At 71.7% G+C, this 19,377-nt stretch carries 24 protein-coding genes and 1 pseudogene; 3 read left to right on the forward strand and 22 right to left on the reverse strand.

What is annotated here, in order from left to right:
- Positions 1–85: 85 nt before the first annotated feature.
- The 19 genes from ABH927_RS28400 to ABH927_RS28490 form a co-directional block, all read right to left on the reverse strand.
- Positions 86–331 carry a hypothetical protein gene (locus ABH927_RS28400; protein ID WP_370026551.1) on the reverse strand — a complete coding sequence of 82 codons (246 nt, stop codon included), beginning with the start codon at positions 329–331 and terminating at the stop codon, positions 86–88.
- Complete coding sequence (locus ABH927_RS28405) at positions 301–462, reverse strand: hypothetical protein (RefSeq protein WP_370026552.1); 162 nt, start codon at positions 460–462, stop codon at positions 301–303. Before ABH927_RS28405 ends, ABH927_RS28400 begins: the two co-directional genes overlap by 31 nt.
- 188 nt (positions 463–650) lie before the next feature.
- Complete coding sequence (locus ABH927_RS28410) at positions 651–1,142, reverse strand: hypothetical protein (RefSeq protein WP_370026554.1); 492 nt, start codon at positions 1,140–1,142, stop codon at positions 651–653.
- 130 nt (positions 1,143–1,272) lie between these two features.
- Positions 1,273–1,626, reverse strand: a complete 354-nt coding sequence (locus tag ABH927_RS28415; RefSeq protein ID WP_370026556.1) for a hypothetical protein — start codon at positions 1,624–1,626, stop codon at positions 1,273–1,275.
- Positions 1,627–1,642: 16 nt separating this feature from the next.
- On the reverse strand, positions 1,643–2,119 hold the full coding sequence (locus tag ABH927_RS28420) for a hypothetical protein (RefSeq protein ID WP_370026558.1): 477 nt from the start codon (positions 2,117–2,119) through the stop codon (positions 1,643–1,645).
- Positions 2,116–3,342 carry a hypothetical protein gene (locus ABH927_RS28425; RefSeq protein WP_370026560.1) on the reverse strand — a complete coding sequence of 409 codons (1,227 nt, stop codon included), beginning with the start codon at positions 3,340–3,342 and terminating at the stop codon, positions 2,116–2,118. Before ABH927_RS28425 ends, ABH927_RS28420 begins: the two co-directional genes overlap by 4 nt.
- 537 nt (positions 3,343–3,879) lie before the next feature.
- The gene (locus ABH927_RS28430) at positions 3,880–4,308 is read right to left on the reverse strand and encodes a hypothetical protein (protein ID WP_370026562.1); all 429 of its coding nucleotides are present in this window, start codon (positions 4,306–4,308) and stop codon (positions 3,880–3,882) included.
- Positions 4,309–4,413: 105 nt separating this feature from the next.
- Positions 4,414–5,640: a helix-turn-helix domain-containing protein gene (locus tag ABH927_RS28435; protein WP_370026564.1), complete on the reverse strand. Its 1,227-nt coding sequence runs from the start codon at positions 5,638–5,640 to the stop codon at positions 4,414–4,416.
- A gap of 274 nt (positions 5,641–5,914) precedes the next feature.
- Complete coding sequence (locus ABH927_RS28440) at positions 5,915–6,199, reverse strand: hypothetical protein (RefSeq protein ID WP_370026566.1); 285 nt, start codon at positions 6,197–6,199, stop codon at positions 5,915–5,917.
- 54 nt (positions 6,200–6,253) lie between these two features.
- Positions 6,254–6,682, reverse strand: a complete 429-nt coding sequence (locus ABH927_RS28445; protein ID WP_370026568.1) for a hypothetical protein — start codon at positions 6,680–6,682, stop codon at positions 6,254–6,256.
- On the reverse strand, positions 6,679–7,965 hold the full coding sequence (locus tag ABH927_RS28450; RefSeq protein WP_370026570.1) for a hypothetical protein: 1,287 nt from the start codon (positions 7,963–7,965) through the stop codon (positions 6,679–6,681). Before ABH927_RS28450 ends, ABH927_RS28445 begins: the two co-directional genes overlap by 4 nt.
- Before the next feature lie 124 nt (positions 7,966–8,089).
- Positions 8,090–8,434 carry a hypothetical protein gene (locus ABH927_RS28455; protein ID WP_370026572.1) on the reverse strand — a complete coding sequence of 115 codons (345 nt, stop codon included), beginning with the start codon at positions 8,432–8,434 and terminating at the stop codon, positions 8,090–8,092.
- A gap of 205 nt (positions 8,435–8,639) precedes the next feature.
- Positions 8,640–11,078, reverse strand: a complete 2,439-nt coding sequence (locus ABH927_RS28460) for a hypothetical protein (protein WP_370026573.1) — start codon at positions 11,076–11,078, stop codon at positions 8,640–8,642.
- On the reverse strand, positions 11,078–11,470 hold the full coding sequence (locus ABH927_RS28465; protein ID WP_370026575.1) for a hypothetical protein: 393 nt from the start codon (positions 11,468–11,470) through the stop codon (positions 11,078–11,080). Before ABH927_RS28465 ends, ABH927_RS28460 begins: the two co-directional genes overlap by 1 nt.
- A gap of 1 nt (position 11,471) precedes the next feature.
- A complete protein-coding gene (locus tag ABH927_RS28470; protein WP_370026577.1) occupies positions 11,472–11,738 on the reverse strand; it encodes a hypothetical protein in 267 nt (88 codons plus the stop codon).
- The gene (locus tag ABH927_RS28475) at positions 11,735–12,274 is read right to left on the reverse strand and encodes a hypothetical protein (protein WP_370026579.1); all 540 of its coding nucleotides are present in this window, start codon (positions 12,272–12,274) and stop codon (positions 11,735–11,737) included. The genes ABH927_RS28470 and ABH927_RS28475 overlap by 4 nt, the downstream gene beginning before the upstream one ends.
- Positions 12,275–12,779: 505 nt before the next feature.
- Entirely contained in the window at positions 12,780–13,118 is a 339-nt protein-coding gene (locus tag ABH927_RS28480) for a hypothetical protein (RefSeq protein WP_370026581.1), read from the reverse strand.
- Between the two features lie 126 nt (positions 13,119–13,244).
- A complete protein-coding gene (locus tag ABH927_RS28485; protein ID WP_370026583.1) occupies positions 13,245–14,078 on the reverse strand; it encodes a hypothetical protein in 834 nt (277 codons plus the stop codon).
- A 430-nt stretch (positions 14,079–14,508) separates the two neighbouring features.
- On the reverse strand, positions 14,509–14,661 hold the full coding sequence (locus ABH927_RS28490) for a hypothetical protein (protein ID WP_370026584.1): 153 nt from the start codon (positions 14,659–14,661) through the stop codon (positions 14,509–14,511).
- A gap of 292 nt (positions 14,662–14,953) precedes the next feature.
- Here ABH927_RS28490 and ABH927_RS28495 point away from each other — a divergent pair, with 292 nt between their 5' ends.
- Positions 14,954–15,433: a hypothetical protein gene (locus tag ABH927_RS28495; protein ID WP_370026585.1), complete on the forward strand. Its 480-nt coding sequence runs from the start codon at positions 14,954–14,956 to the stop codon at positions 15,431–15,433.
- An 88-nt stretch (positions 15,434–15,521) separates the two neighbouring features.
- On the forward strand, positions 15,522–16,556 hold the full coding sequence (locus ABH927_RS28500) for a hypothetical protein (protein WP_370026587.1): 1,035 nt from the start codon (positions 15,522–15,524) through the stop codon (positions 16,554–16,556).
- Positions 16,557–16,573: 17 nt separating this feature from the next.
- Here ABH927_RS28500 and ABH927_RS28505 read toward each other — a convergent pair whose 3' ends face one another.
- From ABH927_RS28505 to ABH927_RS28515, 3 genes are all read right to left on the reverse strand, one after another.
- The gene (locus ABH927_RS28505; protein WP_370026589.1) at positions 16,574–16,759 is read right to left on the reverse strand and encodes a hypothetical protein; all 186 of its coding nucleotides are present in this window, start codon (positions 16,757–16,759) and stop codon (positions 16,574–16,576) included.
- A gap of 135 nt (positions 16,760–16,894) precedes the next feature.
- The gene (locus tag ABH927_RS28510; RefSeq protein WP_370026591.1) at positions 16,895–18,355 is read right to left on the reverse strand and encodes a recombinase family protein; all 1,461 of its coding nucleotides are present in this window, start codon (positions 18,353–18,355) and stop codon (positions 16,895–16,897) included.
- Positions 18,352–18,894, reverse strand: a complete 543-nt coding sequence (locus ABH927_RS28515) for a recombinase family protein (RefSeq protein ID WP_370026593.1) — start codon at positions 18,892–18,894, stop codon at positions 18,352–18,354. Before ABH927_RS28515 ends, ABH927_RS28510 begins: the two co-directional genes overlap by 4 nt.
- A 170-nt stretch (positions 18,895–19,064) precedes the next feature.
- Between ABH927_RS28515 and ABH927_RS28520 the strand changes: the two are divergent.
- Positions 19,065–19,346: pseudogene (locus ABH927_RS28520) on the forward strand (MaoC/PaaZ C-terminal domain-containing protein); the annotation flags it as partial.
- Positions 19,347–19,377: the final 31 nt, after the last annotated feature.

Genomic DNA, 19,377 nt, shown 5'->3' on the forward strand with positions numbered 1-19,377 from the left:
CATCCCCCTCGTCGCGATCGTGTACGCCCCGCGCGGCGAAGGTGCGGGGGCGCGGTGGAATGGTCACCCCCCTACCAGGTCGGGGCTACTGCGACGTGCCGGGCGTGCGGATTTGCAGAGGATTCGGCGGGGTGAGGATGACCGGTGCATGGTGAACGCACAACCACGCGTTGAGGAAACGGCGGGTCGGCCAGGACCGGCACGGCAGCGCCGCCCGGTCCGCCAGGCGCTGCGCCACCGGCTGGGTGCAGGGCGTCGACCACCTGCCAGGCTGCTCGGGCGGCTCACGCCTCGGCAGGGTCAGCAGAAGGTGCCGAACCAGGGCAGCCATGCCAGCACCACCGCGGCGACAACGAACCCCACCATCACCTCCACCGCCTCGTAGATCGCGAAGACGGCGACGGCAATGCCGAGCAGCACGGCGAGAACGATCGCGGCACGCGCCGCGACAGTGGCGTTCATTGGTGGAAGTCCCGAGACTCGAAAACGGGCGGGTGTGTGGGCCAACCGTACGGCAGGTGCACGGGCGCGATGCGCACGCTGACCCCTCCACCTGGGCGTGTCGCGGGCGGCCTCCGTAAACGGGTGGTGCCGCCCCCCTTCCCGCGCCGGGGGGCGGCACCACGATGGGTGGGGACGGGTTCCCCTCCTTACCCGTCCCCGGCCTCCGTGCCACCCTCGGCCGGCGGGTTGGCGGCCACGTGAACGGGGCGCTGCACGGCCAGGCGGAACCACTCCTCCAGGTCCAGCGACGCGTACACCGACACCTGCGACTCGTCGTGGGGGACCGGCCCCGTCCGGTGGTCCAGGTGGATGTGCTTGGCGTCGAGCAGGGCCAGCGCCGCCAGGACGTCGGTGCGGCGGCCGGACAGCTCCACCTGCACCGCCCTGCCGCACCCGACGGGGCCGAACCCCACCTCGTCGTCGTCGAGCACCAACGCCGAGGGGCGGCCCGCGCCCGGCAGGGCGTCACGGCTGGCAGTGAGGGCGTCGAGCTGCTGCTGCAGCTTCTCAGTGGCGCGGGCCTGCCGTGCGTGCCAGTCGAGATGCGTGTCGGTGTGCTGGTTCGGCACGGGTACGCCGCAAGCGTTGCACGCGAGCACGATCGACGACTCGGGCAGGAAAGAGAAATCGGCTTCCATCAGGGCATCACTCCCGGGGTGTGGTATCCGGACGCCTGCAGCGGGCGGGTCCGTACGAGGTCGCACTCGCTGTGCAGGGCCGCAGAGTCAATTCGCAAGGTCAACGGCTCCTTAGAACGGGGCAGCGCGTTCATCGCGTCGGGGCGCCGCCCGCCGACTGCACCTGGTCGCGTGGGACGTCCAGCGCGTCGACCAGCTGCTCCGATCCCTGCGCGACGATGGCCGGGTCGTAGGCGGCGGCCGCCAGTTGCGCGCGGATCAGCCCGGCGAAGCAGTGCCATATCGACAGCTGGTCCAGGTCCAGGTAGTCGTCCGGGGTGACGTGCTTGTTGCCGCGTTCCCGGGCGGAGGCGGCCTTCTTCTCCGCGTCCGCCCGATGTGCGGTGATCATCGCCTCCAGGTGGGAGGCGTGCGCGTCGGCCGCCTCGAAGTTGGCCCGGCCGGACAGCGCGGTGGGGATGCGCAGTATCGGCTGCTGGTGCATGAGGGTGCTCCGTCCGTCAGCTGGTCGTGTCGTCGTCGCCGTGCAGGCCGGTGTTGATCAGCTCGATGGCCGCCTCCAGCGCCTGCCGCTGCTCCTTGGTGAGGCGGCCCGCCTCGTCGGCCTCGGCCAGCCGCTGGGCGGCCAGCCCGATCGTCAGCGGCAGCAGTTCGACCTGCGTGTGCCGGGTGGCGTCCGCCCGGCACGGCACGATCGCCTGCTCCCACTCGGCTGACTTCTGCAGGTCCATCAGGGTGATCGCCGCACCGGCTCGGGCGTTGATCAGGCCCACCGCCTCCTGGCACGGCTCGGCGGCCGGGGTGGTCTGCGCGGCGGCAGGGCTCGGCGTCGCCGCCGGGGCCGCCGCCGGGGTGGCGGGGCCGCCGGTGCAGCCGGCCGCGGTGACGGAGATCAGGGTGGTGACGGCGGTCAGGGCCGCCGCAGCGGCAAGGGTGATGGGCGGCCTAGGCAATGGCCTCTTGCCGAGCGTCGTCACTGGCGGGCACCCCCCGCCGGGATCTCGGCGCGGGCGGCGGCGAAGTACGCCGTCAGCAGGCCCCGAACGAACGCCTCCCGGGGCAGCAGGGCTAGCGCGTCGCGGGCGGCCTTGCCTGCGTCGGCGGCGTGGAGAGCAGCCGCATCGGCGTGGTGGGCGGCGACGGCCGCGCGTTCGGCCATCCGGCCGAAGTCCTCCACGTCGTGGTCGTCCTCCAGGTGTATGCCGACCTGGTTGGTGTGCTCGAACGCCGCACCCATGTGCTTGGCCGCGCCGGACAGCCGGTCGAGCAGCGCGGCGTAGTGTCCGGACCAGCCGGCGCGGGGGTCGTTCAGGGTGGTGGCCAGACGGCCGAGCATCGCCTCCACTCGGGCGGCCAGCTCCAGCGGGTCGACGGTGTCGGGCCAGTCGGCCACCATGTCGCGGATCGCGTTCGCCAGGTAGTGGCGGCCGACGTCCTGCCCGACGTAGGAGCGCAGTCCGAACCGCCACACCACCCCGTGGGGGCTGCTGGTGGCGCGGATGCTGCCGTACACCCGGTCGGCGTGCTCACCGGTGCCGTGGACGTCCCACCGGTAGGGGCCGGTCGCGCGCAACTCGTAGGCGACGCCGTCGACCGGCACCCGGTGGAACGGGCCGATCTGGTCGGCGACGCGGCGCAGCTCGGCCTCGCCGTAGGCGGGCTTGGTGACGGTGCAGCCGCCGGTGGGGTTGAGGGCCAGGATGAACTGCCCGTGGTGGTGTTGGGCCATGTGTTCCCATTCGGGGTCGATGTGCCACTCCTCGGCCTTGCTGTCGCGCACGACCAGGGTGGCGTCCTGGCGGATGCCCTCCTCGGACTGCCAGGTGCGCAGCGTCCGGGCGCGGGTGTCGGCTCCGGCGCGGTCGCGCGGGTCGAACGTGGCGGGGTCGTACGACAGCCCGGTGTTGCCGTCGGCGCGGGTGTAGGCGACCGCCCACTCGCGGGCGGGGGTGTTCTCGTTGGAGATGAGGGCGGCGGCCACCGCCTCCAGCCGGTGGGTGGGGACGAACCCGTACTCCCGCAGCACGGCGGTGCGGGTCACATCGACCAGCAGCACCCGGAACAGGTCGGCGCTTGTGGTGGGGTGCACCTCCACCCGGTAGCGGTCGGCTACCTCGGGCGGCGTGTAGGGGTTGGCGCAGGTCGCGGCCTGGTGGGTGTCCCAGCAGACACCGCAGCGGGGGCAGACGCGGTCAGCCATGTCGTGATCTCCGATCGTGCGGTCAGGTGCGCGGGCGGCGGAGACCGGGAGGGGCGCGGGGGACCTGGTGGTCAGCTGTTGTCCCGGTTGCGCGCCCCGGTCCCGGCCCCTAGCGGGTCAGGTCCAAGACAGTCCGGCGCGGGCGCGCCGGGCGGGGATGGTGCGGGTCATAGTCGTGCCCTTTCTCGGGAGGGGAGGGCTTGCAAGACCGACCGTACGCCTATGTTCATAGACATTGCAAGGTAGTCCGTACAGTTGATGGGCCTGTTTTGCCCTGCATTGCAGGTCAGTGAGGCAAGGCGAACCGTACGCCTATGCGTGCGCGTTTGCAAGATAGTCCGGACGCGAGCGGTTGGGGGCGGGGGGACGCGCGCGGCCCCGGCCTTCACGTGGGTCGAAGACCGGGGCCGCAGGGGCCGGCCAGCCCGCATGGGGCGGCGGGGGGCCGACAATTCCAGACGCCGGCCCACACGGGGGGCCTGGGCCGGGCCTGGGGAACCGACGCACCCGCAAGGAGGAGCGGGCCGCCGGGGGCTTTCAGGAGGTGGAGGTGGGTCCGCGCTCGGGCTGTAGCCGCAGCAGGCGCTCAAGCATCTGGGCGGCCTGCTCGGTGTCCTCGGCGGGGCAGATCCGCTGCAGGGACGGTTCGCCCTCGCCGCGCAGCCCCTCACCCCACAGCAGGTGCCAGGCGTAGCAGCCGGGCCGCTCGGGGTCGGCGTAGAACACCACGTCCTGGGTCAGCCCGGCGAAGTTCGCGAAGCCGTCCAGGCGGTGCTGGTAGTCGACTGCCATGGGCACGGCCGACTGCCGCACCTCCAGCAGGACGTAGTTGCGCTGGCGGCGCTGGTTGACGGTCAAACCGCGGGCGGTCAACGTGTCCCGCAAACCGTTGATCATGTCGGTCAGCTGCTCCCCCTGCGAGCGGGGGCGGGTGGTGGTGCCTTGCGCGTGTCGCCCTTCAGTCATCTGAGATCGGCTTCCGCTGGGTTGTCAGGTCCGCACGCAGCGTAAGACCGGCCTGCGGGGGCAACTGGTACAGGGCGTACCACCTGCCCCCACGCTGAGTAACGATCAGATCACGCCCGCGCGGGCTGCGAGGTGGTGCAACGCACCCGGCCGGGCGGTGCGGATCATCGTGGTCAGCGTTTCCCTCACAGCGGGGTTCATGCGGGTCTGCTGCGGCGCGACCTGCTCGGCCTCAAGGAACGCCGCGACCGCCCGGTCCCGGTTGCCGGCGTAGAAGTACGCGCGGCCGACGTCGATGTGGAAGTGCCCGGCCCGCTCCCTGGAGTAGCCCTGCGGCAGGCGCACCCGCTCCGCCCGCTTGATCGCCTCGCGGCCGTCGCCGAACTCGACCGGCACCGCCACACCCCAGATCAGCGTGTTGGTCGGGCCGAACATCAGCTGGTAGTCGTCGCGGTCCTCGCCCAGGTCCTCGGCGACCACCATGGCCTGCCGCCACGACTCCTCCGCCTGCGGCCGGTCCGCCGCGCGGGCGGCGTTGAGCGCCGCTTTGAGGTGCATCAGCCCGCGCAAGCTGACCGCCTGCGGGGAGCGCGACCCGTACTCGTCGAGCTCCACCAGGGCGCCGTCGACGATGTCGGCGGCCACGTTGTGCTCGCCGACCGCGATGTACTCCCCGGCCTCGTACCAGCGGGCGGCCAGCAGCCGCAGCGGGTCGCCGGTCTCCAGCGCCGACCACACCACCCGCTCGGTCGCGAGCGTGGCGGTGGCGACGTGCCCGAGCTTGTACACCACCTGCATCACGCACTCGTACGCCGACGCCAGCAGGTCGTACGCCTGGCGCCGGTCCGGGCCCGCCGGCAGCACCGCCACCGCCACCTGCAGGTCCCGCACCAGCTGCGGCAGCACCTCCCCGGAGCGGGCCAGCGCGGTACGCTGCCGCAGCTGCAGGGCCTTGCCGACGCGGGCGGCCAGGTCCGCCAGGTCCACGGCGTCGGCTTCGGCGGCGGTGATGTGCCCGGGCCGGCCGTGGCACAGCAGCGCCCTGTGCAGCGCGGGCACCGCCGACGATGCGATCTGCCCGTCCCGGTCGCCGGGCGGCACCGGGTACGGGGCGCCGGTGATCTGCGTGGGGTGGCAGCCCAGCGCCTCGGCCAGGATCGTGATGGTGCGCCAGTTCTCCAGGCCGCGCCTGCCCTGCTCGTACGCCTGGACGGTGTGGACGGAGATGCCGTTGGTGGCGGCGGCGAGCTGTTCGCGGCTCCACCCCTTGGCCAGGCGCAGCTTGCGCAGCCTGTCGCCGTTGGACTCGGTCGTGGGCGTGGTTTCACGCATGGGGGACATCCCTCGGGGGTCAGCGAAGTGTGTCAGGTCCCTACACCTGCGAGAGTACGCCGCCCCTCGCCGATACGGCAGGGCTCCGGTACGCTCGGTGACTGTCAGGTGGTCAGCGGAAACGCGGACCTCGCGGCCCGCGGGGAAGGTCAGCCCCTGCGGGCCGCGCCTGTTTCCAGCCCCGGACGTGCGAGAACCCCGGTCGACGGGTGTCGTCCCGGGGGCCGCGCGGGTGGGCTCGCGACATCTTCGCCGGTCTGTCGCACACGCGGACTTAGAGGTCGGCCCTGCGTTTGGCGCGCCTGCGCCGCCGGGCGTCCAGGTCCGTGTTCACCATGTACTGCACGTTCGACTTGGAGATGCCGAGGCGGGCGGCGATCTGCGGCCAGGACTCGCCGGCGGCGTCGAGCGCTTTGACCGCCGCGTACCAGCGGTCCATCTGCTCCTCCGCCTCCTGGGCCTTGCACGCGTAGTCGGCTTTCTCGCGTTCCGCCGCCGCGTACAGCTCGTCGACGCTCGGGGCAGCCTCGTCGGGGTGGGGAAGTTCCTCGCCAGGCATGATCGGAGTGTAGGGGAACGACGCAACCACGCGCGTTTACGCCCTTCCGTGTGGTCAGCAGCCCGCCGCCGTGCCGCGCAGGGTCCGGGCCGCCAGGTCGTCGCTCATGTCGTAGGCGGCGACCAGCAGCTCGACCGTGACCGGCGTCCCTGCCCGGCGCGCGGCGGCCACGGTGCGGGCCGCCGCCGCTTGCACGTTCCGGCCGATCATCTTCTCCTGCTCGGCCAGCGACGGTACCTCGGGCAGCGACGCGGCCGCCGCCAGGCGGGCCGCCCGCCAATGCAGCTCGTCGGCCGCCTCCAGGAGCTTCTCCGGGGTGGTGACGCGGGGCAGCACCTGGCGGGCCAGCGCCAGCAGGTCCTCGTACTGGCGGCGCACCGTCACGTCGGCAGGCAGCACGCCCCGCCCGTGCGCGGCAGCCTCCGAGGCGTGGTTCAGCACCTGGGCGGCCGTCATCGGCCGGGTGCGGGGCGTGGTGCTCACTGTGCCTGCTCCTCCTGCTCATCGTTGGGGTCTTCGACGTCGGGGTCTTCCACTTCGCCGCGCAGCACGTCGCGCACCTCCCGGATACGCATTCGTGCCCACGACTCCGACAGGCTGAACGGCGCGGCGAGCGCCCCCGCGGTCAGGGTGACGCCGTCGAGCTTGGCAGTGCGGAACGCGTCGCGGGCCGCTTCCCGCTTCTCCTTGTCGGTCATCCCTGCGACCTCCTCCGGCGTCGGCAGGTAGCGGTTGTACGCCTGCGGCCCGCCGGCTTCGAGTTCCTTGCGCCGCGCCTCCTCCAACTGCCCCACACGCCGCTGCTCGATCTTGGCGGCGCGTGCCGCACGCTTGTCGTCACGTGCCGCACGCTTGTCGTCAAGGTGCGCACGGGCCGCAGCAAGCGCCTCCTCCGGGTCGGTGATCCGGTGAAGCACGGCCTGCCGTTTGGCGGCGAACGTCAGCCGGGACCACAGCAGCCACTGCGCCCAGTCGAACTCCGCGACCGCCATGCCGGTGCCGTGCGGAGCCGTGTCACCGCCTGCCACAACCGTGCTGCTGCCTGCCGCACCCCCGGCAACCCCCCGCACGGAGCCCGTGTCGGGGCGGGTGGCGTCGGCGTACCACATCCACATCGGTGGCCCCAACAGCGACAGCAGCGCCGACGGGATCGCCAGCCCGTGCAGGCCCGGCGCGCCGGACCAGTGCGTGTAGTTGATGGCCGCCACAAGGGCCGCAAGCAGGCCCGCGGCGGCGAACTTCGCGTGGTAGCGGCGGCCCTCCCGGCGGGCCACGATCCCGTAGTCCAGGACGGTTACGGCGACCAGTTCCAGCCCTGCGGCAAGCATGACGGCCGCCCACACAGGCAGCCCCAGGTTGAAGTGGAAAAACCTGTACTGGCCGTACCCGGCGCCGCCGTTGACGATCACGTTGACGGTCAGGCGGCGCAGCCGGGAGGCGTTGTCCGACAGCACCTTGCGGGCGTGTGCTGCTGTCGTGCTGCGCTTGCGGCGGCTTGCCGCAACCTGCGCCACGCGTGCGGCTTCGGCTTCACGCCCCTCCTCGGCCTCCGCGCGACGCTCCCGCCGGCGCCGCTCCAGGGCGGCGCGGTGGCGGATCGCGTCGAGCTTGGCGGCGGTCTCGGCGTCCGCGACGGCCGCCTTGCCGAGCGCGGCGCGCCGTTCGGCGTCGGCCTGTGCGGCGAGTGCGGCAGCTTCCGCAGCCTCCGCAACGGACATCGGGTCAGGTGCCGGCTCGGGGGTGCGCCGGAGCAGTGATCGAAGCATGTGCGTGTTCCTCGGGGTCGGTCAGCTGGTGGCCATGTAAGCGACCTGCGGGTGGTTCGCGCAGGCGTACGGGAGCAATCCCAGGTCCGCGCACGTGCACCACCCGCGAGTTGATCATGGCTGGTTAGCCGTGCAGGGTGAGCGCGACGACGGAGACCGCGCAGCCGATGGTGACGGCCACGACGGCGGGCACCGCCGAGCGGCGGCCGTTGAGGTTGGCGACGGCGCAGTGCGCGGCGGCCAGCGTGACGATGGCGAAGCCGACCCAGAACGCCGGCTCGGGGATCGGCACCAGCTGCAGGACCTGCGGCCGGGAAGTGAAGATCACCGCCATGACTGCGGTGATCGACAGCGCGTTGATCACGCCTGTTGATCTGGTCGGCTGGCTGCGCAGGTAGCGGGGGCCGGGCCGGTCGGCGGCGGGCTTGGCGGGCTGCTCGGGGGCCTGGTCGGGGGTGTCGTCGGTCATCTCGAACTCCGTTCGTGATCTTGCTGTGGTTACTGTGCGTGCGCGGGCGCCGAGCCCCGCGGGGGCCGGGCAGGCACTGTGAGGCGCACTGTGACGTTCGGGCTGTGACGCCTCGTGTCTATAAGGACTGTGCAGGGGGGAGGGGAGATTTGCCCCGGTTCACTGTGAGGTGATCACGGGCGTAACAGTGAGGTGATCAAGGCCGTCACAGCCCCTGATCTGGCCACGCTCCGTAATCGCCGTCGGCCGGGTCGGGCCGGTCCTGACGCTGTGTATGGATCACCTCGTACACGCCGTACTCCTCGGCGTCGCGGATGCAGCCCCACTCGGTCAGCGTGGCCATCTCCTTACGCACCCACGAGTCGGACCGCTTGGCCCGCCCGCGGAACGCCGCGTACACATCCGACGGGCGGAACCGGTTGCCCACCCCGATGTCGTTGGCCAGGACGTGGAGCAGGATGTCGATCGCCTCGTCCCGGCTGACCTCGGCCAGTCCCTCCTCCGGGTCGGGGAAGTCGATGTCGTCGAACCGCTCCTCGCGCGGCCCGGTCTGCGGTTCGTCGTCGCGCGGGTCTCCCATCCGCTCCAGCGCGTCGACCGCCTGGTGCAGGACGTGCACCGCGTCGGGGTCGCCCTCCATCTCCGCCGCCATGTCGCCGATGACCCGCTCGGCGACCTCCGTCAGCTCCGCGCGGTCGTCGTCGGCCCCCGGCTCCGGACCGTCCGACTCGGGGTCGTCGCCGGGGTCGAGGTCGAACCCGCTGCCCGGCACCTCCGGCGGCTCAGCGGGGACGGTGGGGGTGCTGCGCCGCTGCGCAGCCGGCGGAACCACCAGACCCGGCGCCGGGGCAGGTGCAGGGGCGGGCGCGGGCGCGGGGGGCTGGCCGACCAGCACGGCGCCGCGCGTTACCGGCGGCTGCCCGGCCGGGTCGGCGTAGCGCGGACCGGGCGGACCCGAGAACGCGTACTGCCGGGGCCGGGCGTCGCGCCTGGCCTGGCGTTCGGTGGCGTACTTGGCGTACGGGTCGCCGAAGGACGCGGCCGTCACCGGGTCCAGGTCGATCTCCACGAACGGCCGGTGATCGTCCAGCGCGGCCCGCACATCCGACCCGTCGCGGGCTCGCCGCGCCCACCGGGCGGGGAGCACCTGCCGGTTCAGCGACAGGTGCGACAGCGCGACGTAGCACATGCCGGGCCGCTTGTTGGCCCACACCCACGGCTTGGCCCCCATGTCGATCAACTCGGGCGGCAGCGTGAATTTCGCGTCGTCAGGGTCCTTGCAGCCGAAGTGGACGATGTCAGCGGTCTGGGCCCGCTGGGTGGTGTCGACCCGGTCGTGGACGAACCTTTGCGCCTCCGTCAGCAGCATGATCCCCACCGACGCGGCCTGTTCGGTGATCTTCACCATGTTCTCGTTGCCATACAACGCGGACGCCTCGTACATGTGGACCATCAGCCACGTCAGGCCGCACCCGGGCACCCACTCCCGCAGGTTCTTCCCAAGCGGGTTGCGGTACGGGTCGCCCAGGTGCTTGGCGCGCATGGGGATGGTGCGGTGGACCAGGCACCACAGGAACGCCCGTACCGCCGACATGGTCGACAGCGACCAGATCGCGGCATCACCGAGGACGGCCAGCTGCTGGTCGCCCTTCACCGGGTCCAGCAGGATCACCCCGGAGTCCTTGCGGCAGGCCACGTTCACGTCCAGGATTTCGCCGGCGTCGCCCTTGCCGGAGCGGGACATGCCGGTGAACGCCATATGGCCTTGCTGCTTGTCCTCGTCCAGGTCGCCCTTCCCGGCGACGTGCGGCAGCAGCATCGTCAGCGGCAGGAAGTCCCGGTACAGCCCCAGCCCCTCGATCGTCTCGATGATGCTCTCGCCCGGGCCGGACGGGCCCAGCCAAGGGAACGGCTTCTTCAACTTGTCGGTGCGCAGCACCTGCACACCGACCCGGTCCAGCTGCTCGCCGACGAACAGGGTGGTGCCCCCGGCGATGCCCCCCGCCCACCGGGTGATCTTGTCGATGGCGCGTTCGTCGATGTCGGACGGCACCTCGCCCGGCCCCAGCTCGATCCCGCCGCGGAACTCGTCCTTGTTGTTGGCGAGCATCACCATGTCGCTGTCGCGGATCGTCGGCATGTGCTCGGCGGCGAACTCCCGCCACGCCGCCGACACCGCGGCGGGTGTCGCCGCGCCCCGCCGCTCCAGGTCCCGCAGCGTGTGGTTGCCGTGCCGCTTGTGCCAGATGATCGCCGCCGCCAGCCCGGCGAAGAACGCGCCGATCTCCACGTAGGCGTTCGGGCCGTACAGCACGGTGTAGGCGAACACGGCGAAAGGCGCGCCGAAGTTGAACGCCTCGTGGCAGGTGGCGAAGATCTCGCGGCCCTTGTTGAGGTACACCGACGACCCGACCAGCGCGGCCCCGCAGGCGGCCGCGCAGAACGCGGTGAACCCCTGCGCGTCGGCGGCCTGCGCCCCGAGGTACGCCAGCGGGGCCACGCCGATCGACGCCAGCAGGATGATCCACGGGGCGAGCAGCCGCAGCGTCGCGGAGATCTCCCCGGCCTCCGACATCTGCCGGCGGAGCTTGCGCTCCTCCGCCTTGCCGCGGCGCTTGGGGTCGGACGTCAGGAACGCGACCATCACACCTCCATGGCCTCGCTGCGGGCGGACTTCTTCCGCCAGTCGGGGCCGTACTTCTTGTCGCGCAGCCCGTCGATCGCCACCCCCGCGTACCGCTCCAGGTTGGGGTACAGGGTGCGGATCCCCATGCGGGCCATGCGCAGGCCCATGACGGCGGTGACCAGCCCGACCGTGCACAGCCGCGCCCGCACCCACTTGTCGTTGCCTTTGTCGACGCCCTGCCGTTGCGCTTCCTTGAGCAGGGCGTGGATGCGGGCGGTCAGCTCCGGCCGCCGCCAGACGAACTCCGTCATCAGGTCGGTCAGCACCTCCTCCGCCTGTCGGGCGTAGGTGCGGACCTGTTCGGGCTTGCGCGTCGCCACGTTGCGCAGTTCCGCCGCGCGTTGTGCCACGTCACACCTCCAGGGTCATCTGCGGGGGGCCGTCGGGGTCGTCGGTGCCAATCGGCTCGGGCCGGGTAGGCCCGTGCCACAACTGGTGGCCTTCGGCAGGCCGCAACCGCATCCACGCCAGCGCGGCGGCTGCGACGGCCAGGCCGCCGCACACCACGACGGCCGCCGCCACGGTGGCGGCGGCGACCAGCCCGGTGGCCACCACCACGGCGAGCGTCAGCGACAGGCCGCGCCGCGCCCACACCCCGGCCCGGGACTGGGCGTTCACGACCGACCCCCGCCGGGATGGATCCACGTGGCGACGGCCAGGCGCGCCCGGTGCAGCCACGCCCCCAGGTGGGTGCTGAGCCCGGAGACGAGCCCCGCCCCGAGCAGGGACACGTCCCGGGGCAGGCCGGCGACCTCACGCGCCAGCGTGTACGCACCCCAGGCGGCGGCGGCCATTACGACCAGCAGGCCGATGCCGAGCTGAGCGCGCAGCCGCCGCCCCGGCCGGGCCGCCCTGGTGGTCTTGGCTGTGCGTTTGGGGGGACGTTTGCCGGTGCGGGCGGCCGGTCGCGGGGCGCGGCTGGGCCGGGCGGGGACGGGCGGGTCGTCGAACTCGAGCTCCGCCGTGTCGTCCTCGTCGGCGGGGCTCGGCCCGGGGTCGTCGCCGTGGTGGTGGGGGCGTGGTGCCAGCCTTACGCCGCGGCCGGGTTCGGCCGGGCCGAGCTGCACCGCCGCGCCGAACGCCTGCGTCGGCGTGTCGTCGGGGTCGCCGTCCGGCGTCCCCTGCGGGGGGTGGTGGTTGGAATGCTCACGCATAGGTCAGGAGAATAGTGCACTGTCCACTGTTCGCGCGAGGATGCCAGAGGCCCCGGGGTGACGACCGGTGACATGAAAGAGGGGGACGCCGCCTGCACCAGTCCCCCCAGATGGTGCAGGGGCGTCCCCCTGGTCCCGGATTACGCCGCGGCTTGGCCGTCTCGACCCTGCGGCAGGCCCACGGGGGTGAGGCCTGGCGGGGAGCCGGTGCCCTCCGGCTCGGGGTGCAGGCCGCGCGTGGCGGTCTCCGAAGGGCGGGCCGGTGGTGATCCGGGATGGGTCGCCGACGCCGTCGGACCCCTCCCACGGCGTCGGCGGTCTTCGTTGATCAGGTGGTCCCAGTGGGCGCGGTAGGGCTCACAGGTCCAGCAGTCGCGGTGCGACTGGGGGAACAGGGCGCAGGCCAGGCGGTGTGCCCAGCGGGGTGCGCTTGGGCTGCCGGCTGGTGTGACGGTGATCAGGGAGCGGGGCGTGTGGGGCCACGACCAGCCGGCGAGCTGCATGGTCAGCGTCCGGCTGCTGCGGCGGCGGCCTGCGCGGCGATGGGCAGGCGCGGCTCCGGCTGCTGGGGGCCGGGGGCCGGGATCTGCGGCGGCACGACGGGCTGCGCCGCCGGGGCGGGCGGCGGGGCGGCGTCGGCGGCGCGGCCGGGACTGGTCACGGGTGCGTACCCGCTGATCCGGATCGCCTTGACCAGATGGAACACGACGGCGGTGACCTCACGGCCGTCGTCGTAGAAGCGGACGAACCTTGCGTACTCGTCGGTGTCGTACCGGCTGGCGACCACCTGCAGGTCGTCCAACTGCTCGTCTTGGAACGTGACCGTGAAGACGGTTCTTGCCATTTGCTTTACCCCCCTTTTGCTTGACCCCGGAAACGGCTATGCGGGCGCGTTTTTGTTACGCGCCCGCATAGGTGGCGCCACGTTAGCCCGCCCGGGCGGGCTGTGACGGGTATTTGAGCAAACCCGTCACGCGACCGGCATGGCGACCGTCTGGTCCGCTGCGGCGGGGCGCTCGTCGTCGCCGCACGGGGGCCGCCGGTCGGGGCTCAGCCCGGGGTGGTCGTCGTCGCGGGACCCGGTGGCGACCAGGTCGCCGAGCAGTTCCGCCGCGTCGGCGGGGCCGGGCGGGGCGGGCTCGGGCGGCGGGACGGGCAGGGGGGCCGGGCGGGCGGTCGTCGTCGACCAGATGGCGGCGGCCAGCTGGGCGCGGGCGTACGCGTTCTCCTGTTCGGCGGGCAGGGCCAGGCCGAGCGCGCGGGCGATCCAAAACGGGTCGTAGGGCAGCTCCGGCCCGAAGTCGACCTGGTTGGCGACGGCCGCGCTGGCGGTCTGGGCGCAGGTGTGCCAGCCCTGCGCCCACCCGTACATCGCCCCGGCGGCGTGGACGGTGGCGTCCAGGTGGCCCAGGTGTGGGCAGGGGGACCCCTGCTTGCGCATGAACTCCCGCAGGAACTCCGGCTCTCGGTCGCGGCCCAGCGTGACGAGGTGGGCATCGACCATGGCGGCGGCCAGCTTCTCGGCGACGGACCGGCGGCTGGTGGGGACGGTGGTGCCGAGGCTGGGGTCGAGGCTGATCACGGGGTCGCCGTTGTGCTCCCACGCCTCGCGCCGCTCCAGGTAGCGGGTGCGGCGCAGCTCGGCGTCGTCGGCGGCCTCCAGGTGCTCGGGGCGGATCACCCAGTAGCGGCCCATGTCGGGGGCGCCGGGGCGGCGCAGGATCGCGGCGATCTCGAACGTTTCGTGCCGCAGCGGGTCGGGCCCGGTGCGGGAGATCGCGACGAACAGCAGGTTGCGGCTCATTGCCTCTCCGATCTGCAGAGTGTCAGGTGACGGTGTCCGGGGGCCGGGATCAGGCGGGTTACGTCAAGCTCGCGCCGCGCCGGGTGCGTGACGCGCATCACCGTGCCCGAATCCAGCGTCCCGACGATGCGGACCGTGCCGGGGCAGGCCGGCTCGAACCCGTCGACGGTCATGGGGGCCAGCCGGTCGTGCACGTAGTCGCCGACCCGTAACCGGCAGGCTTTGCGCTCCCGCCGGGACGGTTGCAGTGTCGGCGTGTGCCGACCGCCCCCGGGTGCGGGGTGTGCCTCCACGACCGCCAGTGTGCACGATGGACCGTACGCCTATGTACAAAGTCTTTTCAAGAGTGCCCGTATTGCTAGGTAGGGCGTGCGTCCCCCGGGGGGCGCACGGGCGGGCGGAAAAAATTTTGCTGCTAGGCGTGTCGCGGTCAGGCCGCTGGTGACGTTGCGGCCGACCCGAACAGGCGGGGGCCGAGGATTTCGGCCGCATGTTCGATCTGTTCGTCGCCGAGTTCCGTTTCGACGGGCCCGGCGTCGAGGATCGCCGCCTCGATCCTTGCGATGAGTGTTTCGTCCCGCATCAGGGCAGCCCGGTGGGGGCGTAGACCGGCAATAAGGGGTCGTTGCCTATGGAAACAACCTGAGTCATGCTCAAAAACCGTAGGAATCAGTTGGCAACGCGTCAAGTTGTTTCGGCCAACTACTTGGAACCAATAGGAATCAGTTGGGACATTTGGAACCCGATAGTTCCAACAATCACGCCATAACAGGCCACCCACGTGACCAACAGGTCCCTAACGTGCGGTTTCAAACTGTTTCCATCTGACGCCAACTGGTGCACACTCGGGATGACTCCAAGCCTGGGAGGATCCGTTGCCCGTCGACCCGATCTGGCGTCAGCTCGGCGACCAGCTCGTCCATCGCCGCGTGCAGCTCGACCCCGAATACCGCACCCGCAGGGCGTTCGTCGTCGCCACCCGCGCCGTGGGCGCCAACGGCTGGTACAGGATGATCACGAGTCTTGAGCTCGGCGAACGCGACAACTACAAGCGGGAAACCCTCGCGGCCGCCGAAACCGCCTACCGGCTGCAGCCCGGCAGCATCCGCGCATTCATTGGAAGGGGTGCGCCGCTGCAGTGCCTCGACGACGCCGAGGCTGACGCCCCGGCCCGGCCGCGGCAGCCGCCCCGCTACGACGACCCGGTCCTGCAGTACCTGTGGGAAACCCCTGACCCCAGCCTCAGCGAATCCCAGCGCGAGGCCCTGGTGCAGGTCTACCTTGCACTGTCCGGTGCCGCCTCCCGCGGCGCCAGCGCGGCCCCCCAACCCCCCGCATCGGCGCGGACCGCGTGACCTGACCTCATGCAGCCCCGCGCCGGCTGCGCCAACCCTCGCCCCCCGAGGTGGTTCGCCCTTGCCTGAAAACGTTCACGATGCGGTGTTGGCCGTCCGCCAAGTGCTGCGGACCTTGCGCCTGCGGCTGGCGACGCTCACCCGCACCCAGCCGGTGCCGGATCTGGCCGAGCACCGGCTGCTGCGGCAGCAGATCACCGACCTGGAAGGCACGCTGGCCGTCTTGGCGGAGAAGGCGGTGCCCCGCCCCCTGGCCCAGGCGCTGGCAGCCGAACCCGGCCAGCCCCGCGCCGTCGCCGTCGACGTCAGCGCCCACCAGGTGCAGATCGTGGTACAGCCGCTCGGCCGGGACGACCCCGAGCGGCAGGTCGCCGTATGGGCCGACGTCCTGGCAGCCGTCGCCGAAACCGAGCTGACCGGTGAGCAGCTGCGCAGCATGGACTCGGCCGTGCTCGCGGTGCAGACCGGCGCGGCGATCATCCTCAACACCGGGCATTCGCGGGCGGTGGCGCGGGCGGCCATTCGCATGCTGCGGCATGGAGCATTCCTGCCCGCCCCGGCCGCCGCGCTGGCCCGTCTCGTACGCAGGCGGCCCCGGCAGGCGGCGGCCGCCGCAGGGGTGGTCGCGGCGGCGGCGCTGGCCGTCGGGGTGGCGCTGGCGTCCGCCCACCAGCCCGTCCCCGCCGGTCGGCCCGCAGTCGTCGCGGTGGCACCCGCCCCGCCGCCGGTGGTCACCCCGTCGGAGCCGACGCCTACCCCGGCGACCCGGTCGCCGCGGCCGTCGAAGGAGCCGCTGCGGGCCGACGACGTGGCGGAGCGGCCAGAGGGCGACCGTCCTGGCCCGGGCGGCGGCAGCTCCGGCGGCGGGGGCGCCGCACCTGGCGGTCGCGGTGGCGGCGGAGGCTCGGGCGGGCAGCCCGGCGGTGGTGGGCAGGCGCCGCCGTCGCCTGGGCCCAGCGGGCCGACCGGCGACCCGGCCCCGCCCACCCAGCAGCAGCCAACGCAGGGGCCCAGCGACCAGCCGACCCAGCAGCCGACGCAGCCCCCGGCGGGCCGGGACTGCGACCTGCTGGACGTGGACGTGCGGGTGCCGCCGGTCGTCGGCATTGAGGTGTGCCTGTGATCGGACCGCCGGGCCGGTCAGCCGGCCCGGCGCGGCTCATCCAGTTCTTGCTGGGCGGCCTGGCCCAGTAGGACGGGGGTGAGGAAGTCGGCGGCGTGCTCGATCTGCAGGTCGCTCAGCTCCGGCCCGGGTGGGTGTCGCAGAGCCTCCCGGATCGCCTGCTCGATGCGGTCGGCCAGACCGGGTTGTGCGTCGCGTTCCACCTGGGGGTTCCTCCTGTCCACCGCGCGGCGACGCAGGCAACTACCCGGACCGGGCGGGACGGACACGCTCTCATATCGGCGGACCGCAACACCCCTTTTTTAAATGTAATTGGGAGACGCCATTAAGGGCGACAATTACCGCCAAACGTAGGTCAATCGGTCGCGGTCGAGTCCCTGGAATCCGATGCGGGTTGACGGGTGCACCACGATGTGGTCAAGGACGGTAAGGATCAGCATGCGCTGCTGCTCCATATCGGCCGTGGCCCACCATTCCGCCAATGAGCGGGGGTTGATGTTCTCGGGCAGCGCCTCGAACCGCTCCGCCTGCTTCAGCTTCGCCTTGCGTTCCTTGATCTGCGCGTTGAGGCTGCGGCTGGCAGCGTGGAACGCCTCCCGCGGTAGCCCGACCTCCGGGTCGGCGTAGTCCAGGCCCAGCTGCTCCAGCTTCTCCTGCAGCCTGGTGATTTCCTGTCCCAGCGTGGCGTCCTGGTCGTCGGGTACGACTGCCTTGGCCAGTCGCCGGCGGATCGCCGGGGAGGTGAACCGTGCCAGCACCTGCCCGGCGACGTCGACCTCTAGCGGGCCCGCCGCGATGCGGATCTTGCCGCAGCCGGAGTACGGCGGCGACTTGCGGCAGTTGTAGCCAGGCTTGCCTGCGTTGGAGCGGTGCCCGACCAGCCCGGTGCCGCACAGCCCGCAGATCAGCACCCCGCCGCCCAGCAGGTACTTGCGGGAGTTGCCGTCCCGGTTGGTGACCCGGGCGGGGTCGCGCAGGATCACCTCCAGGCGGCGCTGCTCGTCGTCGGTGATGATGGCCGGCCACACGTTGCGGGCGACGATCTGCCGCTCCTCCTCGGGCCGCCCGGCCTCCAGGTAGGTGCGGTGACCCGCCATGGCGGGGTTGAGCAGCAGGCGGGAGATGCCGCGCGCCACCCACGGGTTGCCCTGGGTGGTCTTGTGGCCGTTCTTGTCCAGCCAGTCGACGAGGGAGCGCAGCGAGCCGCCTTTAAGGACGTGCTCCACCATGTGCCGGATGACTTTCACTTCCTCCGGCACGAGGGTGACCCCATCGGCGTCGTATCCGTAGCGCCTCAATCCGCCGCTCCATGTTTTGCCCATTTCAGCGCGCTGCCTGTTCGCCGATTTCTGCCGTACGGCTTTCTGCTCGACTTCACCTTGCGCCACAGCCCCCAAGATCCTGGCGACCATGCGGCCGGTGTGCGTCGACAAATCCACGTCACCATGAACGCATTTGAAAAACGCGCGTTTGCGTTCGACGAGTTCGACGACGCGTTCAAGCTCGGCGTTTCGCCTGGTCAGCCTGTCGATGTGCCAGACGCCAAGAGCGTTGATCCGCCCACCCTCGACGTCTTTGATCATCCTTTCGTAGTCGGGCCGGTACTTCTTCTTCGACGCCGACACGTCATTGTCGACATACAGGTCAACGATTACGCCCTGGGGGTCGATGAGGCGGATCAGGTCGGTGCATTCAGCGCATTGCCTTTCCACGGCCAGGCCGGAGCCCTGCCGGTCCATCGACAGTCGGGCGTAAATTCCCCACCGCAGACCGGAAAGGCCATGGCCGATAAGGCTCACGCCTCGCCGTCAGCGGCGGTGTTTTCCAGCCTCCTTTCACGGCGCAATCGCCGTCGTGCGGCCGCCACCCGGCGGGCGAACTTCTCATCCAGCGCCAGCAGGTCGGCGGCGGTGGCCACCACGAGCCCGCCGACCGTCCCGGTCACCTCCCACGGTTGCCCGCTGGGGCCGCACAGCAGGCACAACTGCGCCGCCTGGCCGTCGAACGCCTGAACCCACGTCCGGACGTCGTCGGCCCGCCTGCCCAGCCGAGCCAGTTCGACGACGGCCACCCGGTCGACCAGGCCGCGAGCGACCAGGGCGAGCACCTCCGCGCGACCGGCCCGGCTGGGGCCGTAGTCGGTCACCTCGTGCACGACCTGTGCGCCCTCCCGCGCCGCCCAGGCCCTCAGCAGGTCCAGGTCCAGGGATTCAACTCCGGGCCTAGAACGCGTGTAGAGCGCCCACCGGGCAGCGGGCGGTTCCGAGTCCCCGCCGGGGCCGGATTCGGCCGCCACAGGGGCGCTCAGAGCCGCGCATGGGGGGTTGCGGTCGGTCATGGCATCTCCACTTCGCGTGTCGCGCAGTGGGACAGCCCCGGATCGTAGGCGAGCTGAGGTGCCCATGCCCACAGCTCCGCGGCGTCCCCGCAGGGTCGGCGCGGCCACCAGCGGGCCGCGGAGCAGCACCATAGCCCGTCAACCTATGTACTGTACGGACATTAGAGGGCACCATCGCGCACGGGTATCTCTCGCTGGCGCTCCTGCCGTCCTTCACGGCCGAACTGTTCCGGGTCGACGGGCTTCGGATGGCGATCAACTTCGGGCTGAACAAGGTCCGGTTCCCGCGTCCCGTGCCCGTCGGCTCCCGGATCCGCGCGGGCGCCGAGATCGTTGACGTGAAAGGCAGCCCGGCGGGAACGCTGGCGAACGTTCGCGTCACGATCGAGGTCGAAGGCGCCGACAAACCGGCCTGCGTCGCCGAGACCCTCTCCCTTTTCGTCCCGGAGTAGCCGAGCCGTACGGCACGCCGGAGCCGGGCGC

It is taken from the genome of Planotetraspora sp. GP83 (assembly GCF_041262585.1).
GTDB lineage: Bacteria > Actinomycetota > Actinomycetes > Streptosporangiales > Streptosporangiaceae > JAOEGB01.

Excerpts from the sequence above, each read along its gene's own strand:
- ABH927_RS28400 (WP_370026551.1), bottom strand. The coding sequence starts at position 331 with ATGGCTGCCCTGGTTCGGCACCTTCTGCTGACCCTGCCGAGGCGTGAG.
- ABH927_RS28405 (WP_370026552.1), bottom strand. The coding sequence starts at position 462 with ATGAACGCCACTGTCGCGGCGCGTGCCGCGATCGTTCTCGCCGTGCTG.
- ABH927_RS28410 (WP_370026554.1), bottom strand. The coding sequence starts at position 1,142 with ATGGAAGCCGATTTCTCTTTCCTGCCCGAGTCGTCGATCGTGCTCGCG.
- ABH927_RS28415 (WP_370026556.1), bottom strand. The coding sequence starts at position 1,626 with ATGCACCAGCAGCCGATACTGCGCATCCCCACCGCGCTGTCCGGCCGG.
- ABH927_RS28425 (WP_370026560.1), bottom strand. The coding sequence starts at position 3,342 with ATGGCTGACCGCGTCTGCCCCCGCTGCGGTGTCTGCTGGGACACCCAC.
- ABH927_RS28430 (WP_370026562.1), bottom strand. The coding sequence starts at position 4,308 with ATGACTGAAGGGCGACACGCGCAAGGCACCACCACCCGCCCCCGCTCG.
- ABH927_RS28435 (WP_370026564.1), bottom strand. The coding sequence starts at position 5,640 with ATGCGTGAAACCACGCCCACGACCGAGTCCAACGGCGACAGGCTGCGC.
- ABH927_RS28440 (WP_370026566.1), bottom strand. The coding sequence starts at position 6,199 with ATGCCTGGCGAGGAACTTCCCCACCCCGACGAGGCTGCCCCGAGCGTC.
- ABH927_RS28450 (WP_370026570.1), bottom strand. The coding sequence starts at position 7,965 with ATGCTTCGATCACTGCTCCGGCGCACCCCCGAGCCGGCACCTGACCCG.
- ABH927_RS28455 (WP_370026572.1), bottom strand. The coding sequence starts at position 8,434 with ATGACCGACGACACCCCCGACCAGGCCCCCGAGCAGCCCGCCAAGCCC.
- ABH927_RS28460 (WP_370026573.1), bottom strand. The coding sequence starts at position 11,078 with ATGGTCGCGTTCCTGACGTCCGACCCCAAGCGCCGCGGCAAGGCGGAG.
- ABH927_RS28475 (WP_370026579.1), bottom strand. The coding sequence starts at position 12,274 with ATGCGTGAGCATTCCAACCACCACCCCCCGCAGGGGACGCCGGACGGC.
- ABH927_RS28480 (WP_370026581.1), bottom strand. The coding sequence starts at position 13,118 with ATGGCAAGAACCGTCTTCACGGTCACGTTCCAAGACGAGCAGTTGGAC.
- ABH927_RS28485 (WP_370026583.1), bottom strand. The coding sequence starts at position 14,078 with ATGAGCCGCAACCTGCTGTTCGTCGCGATCTCCCGCACCGGGCCCGAC.
- ABH927_RS28490 (WP_370026584.1), bottom strand. The coding sequence starts at position 14,661 with ATGCGGGACGAAACACTCATCGCAAGGATCGAGGCGGCGATCCTCGAC.
- ABH927_RS28515 (WP_370026593.1), bottom strand. The coding sequence starts at position 18,894 with ATGACCGACCGCAACCCCCCATGCGCGGCTCTGAGCGCCCCTGTGGCG.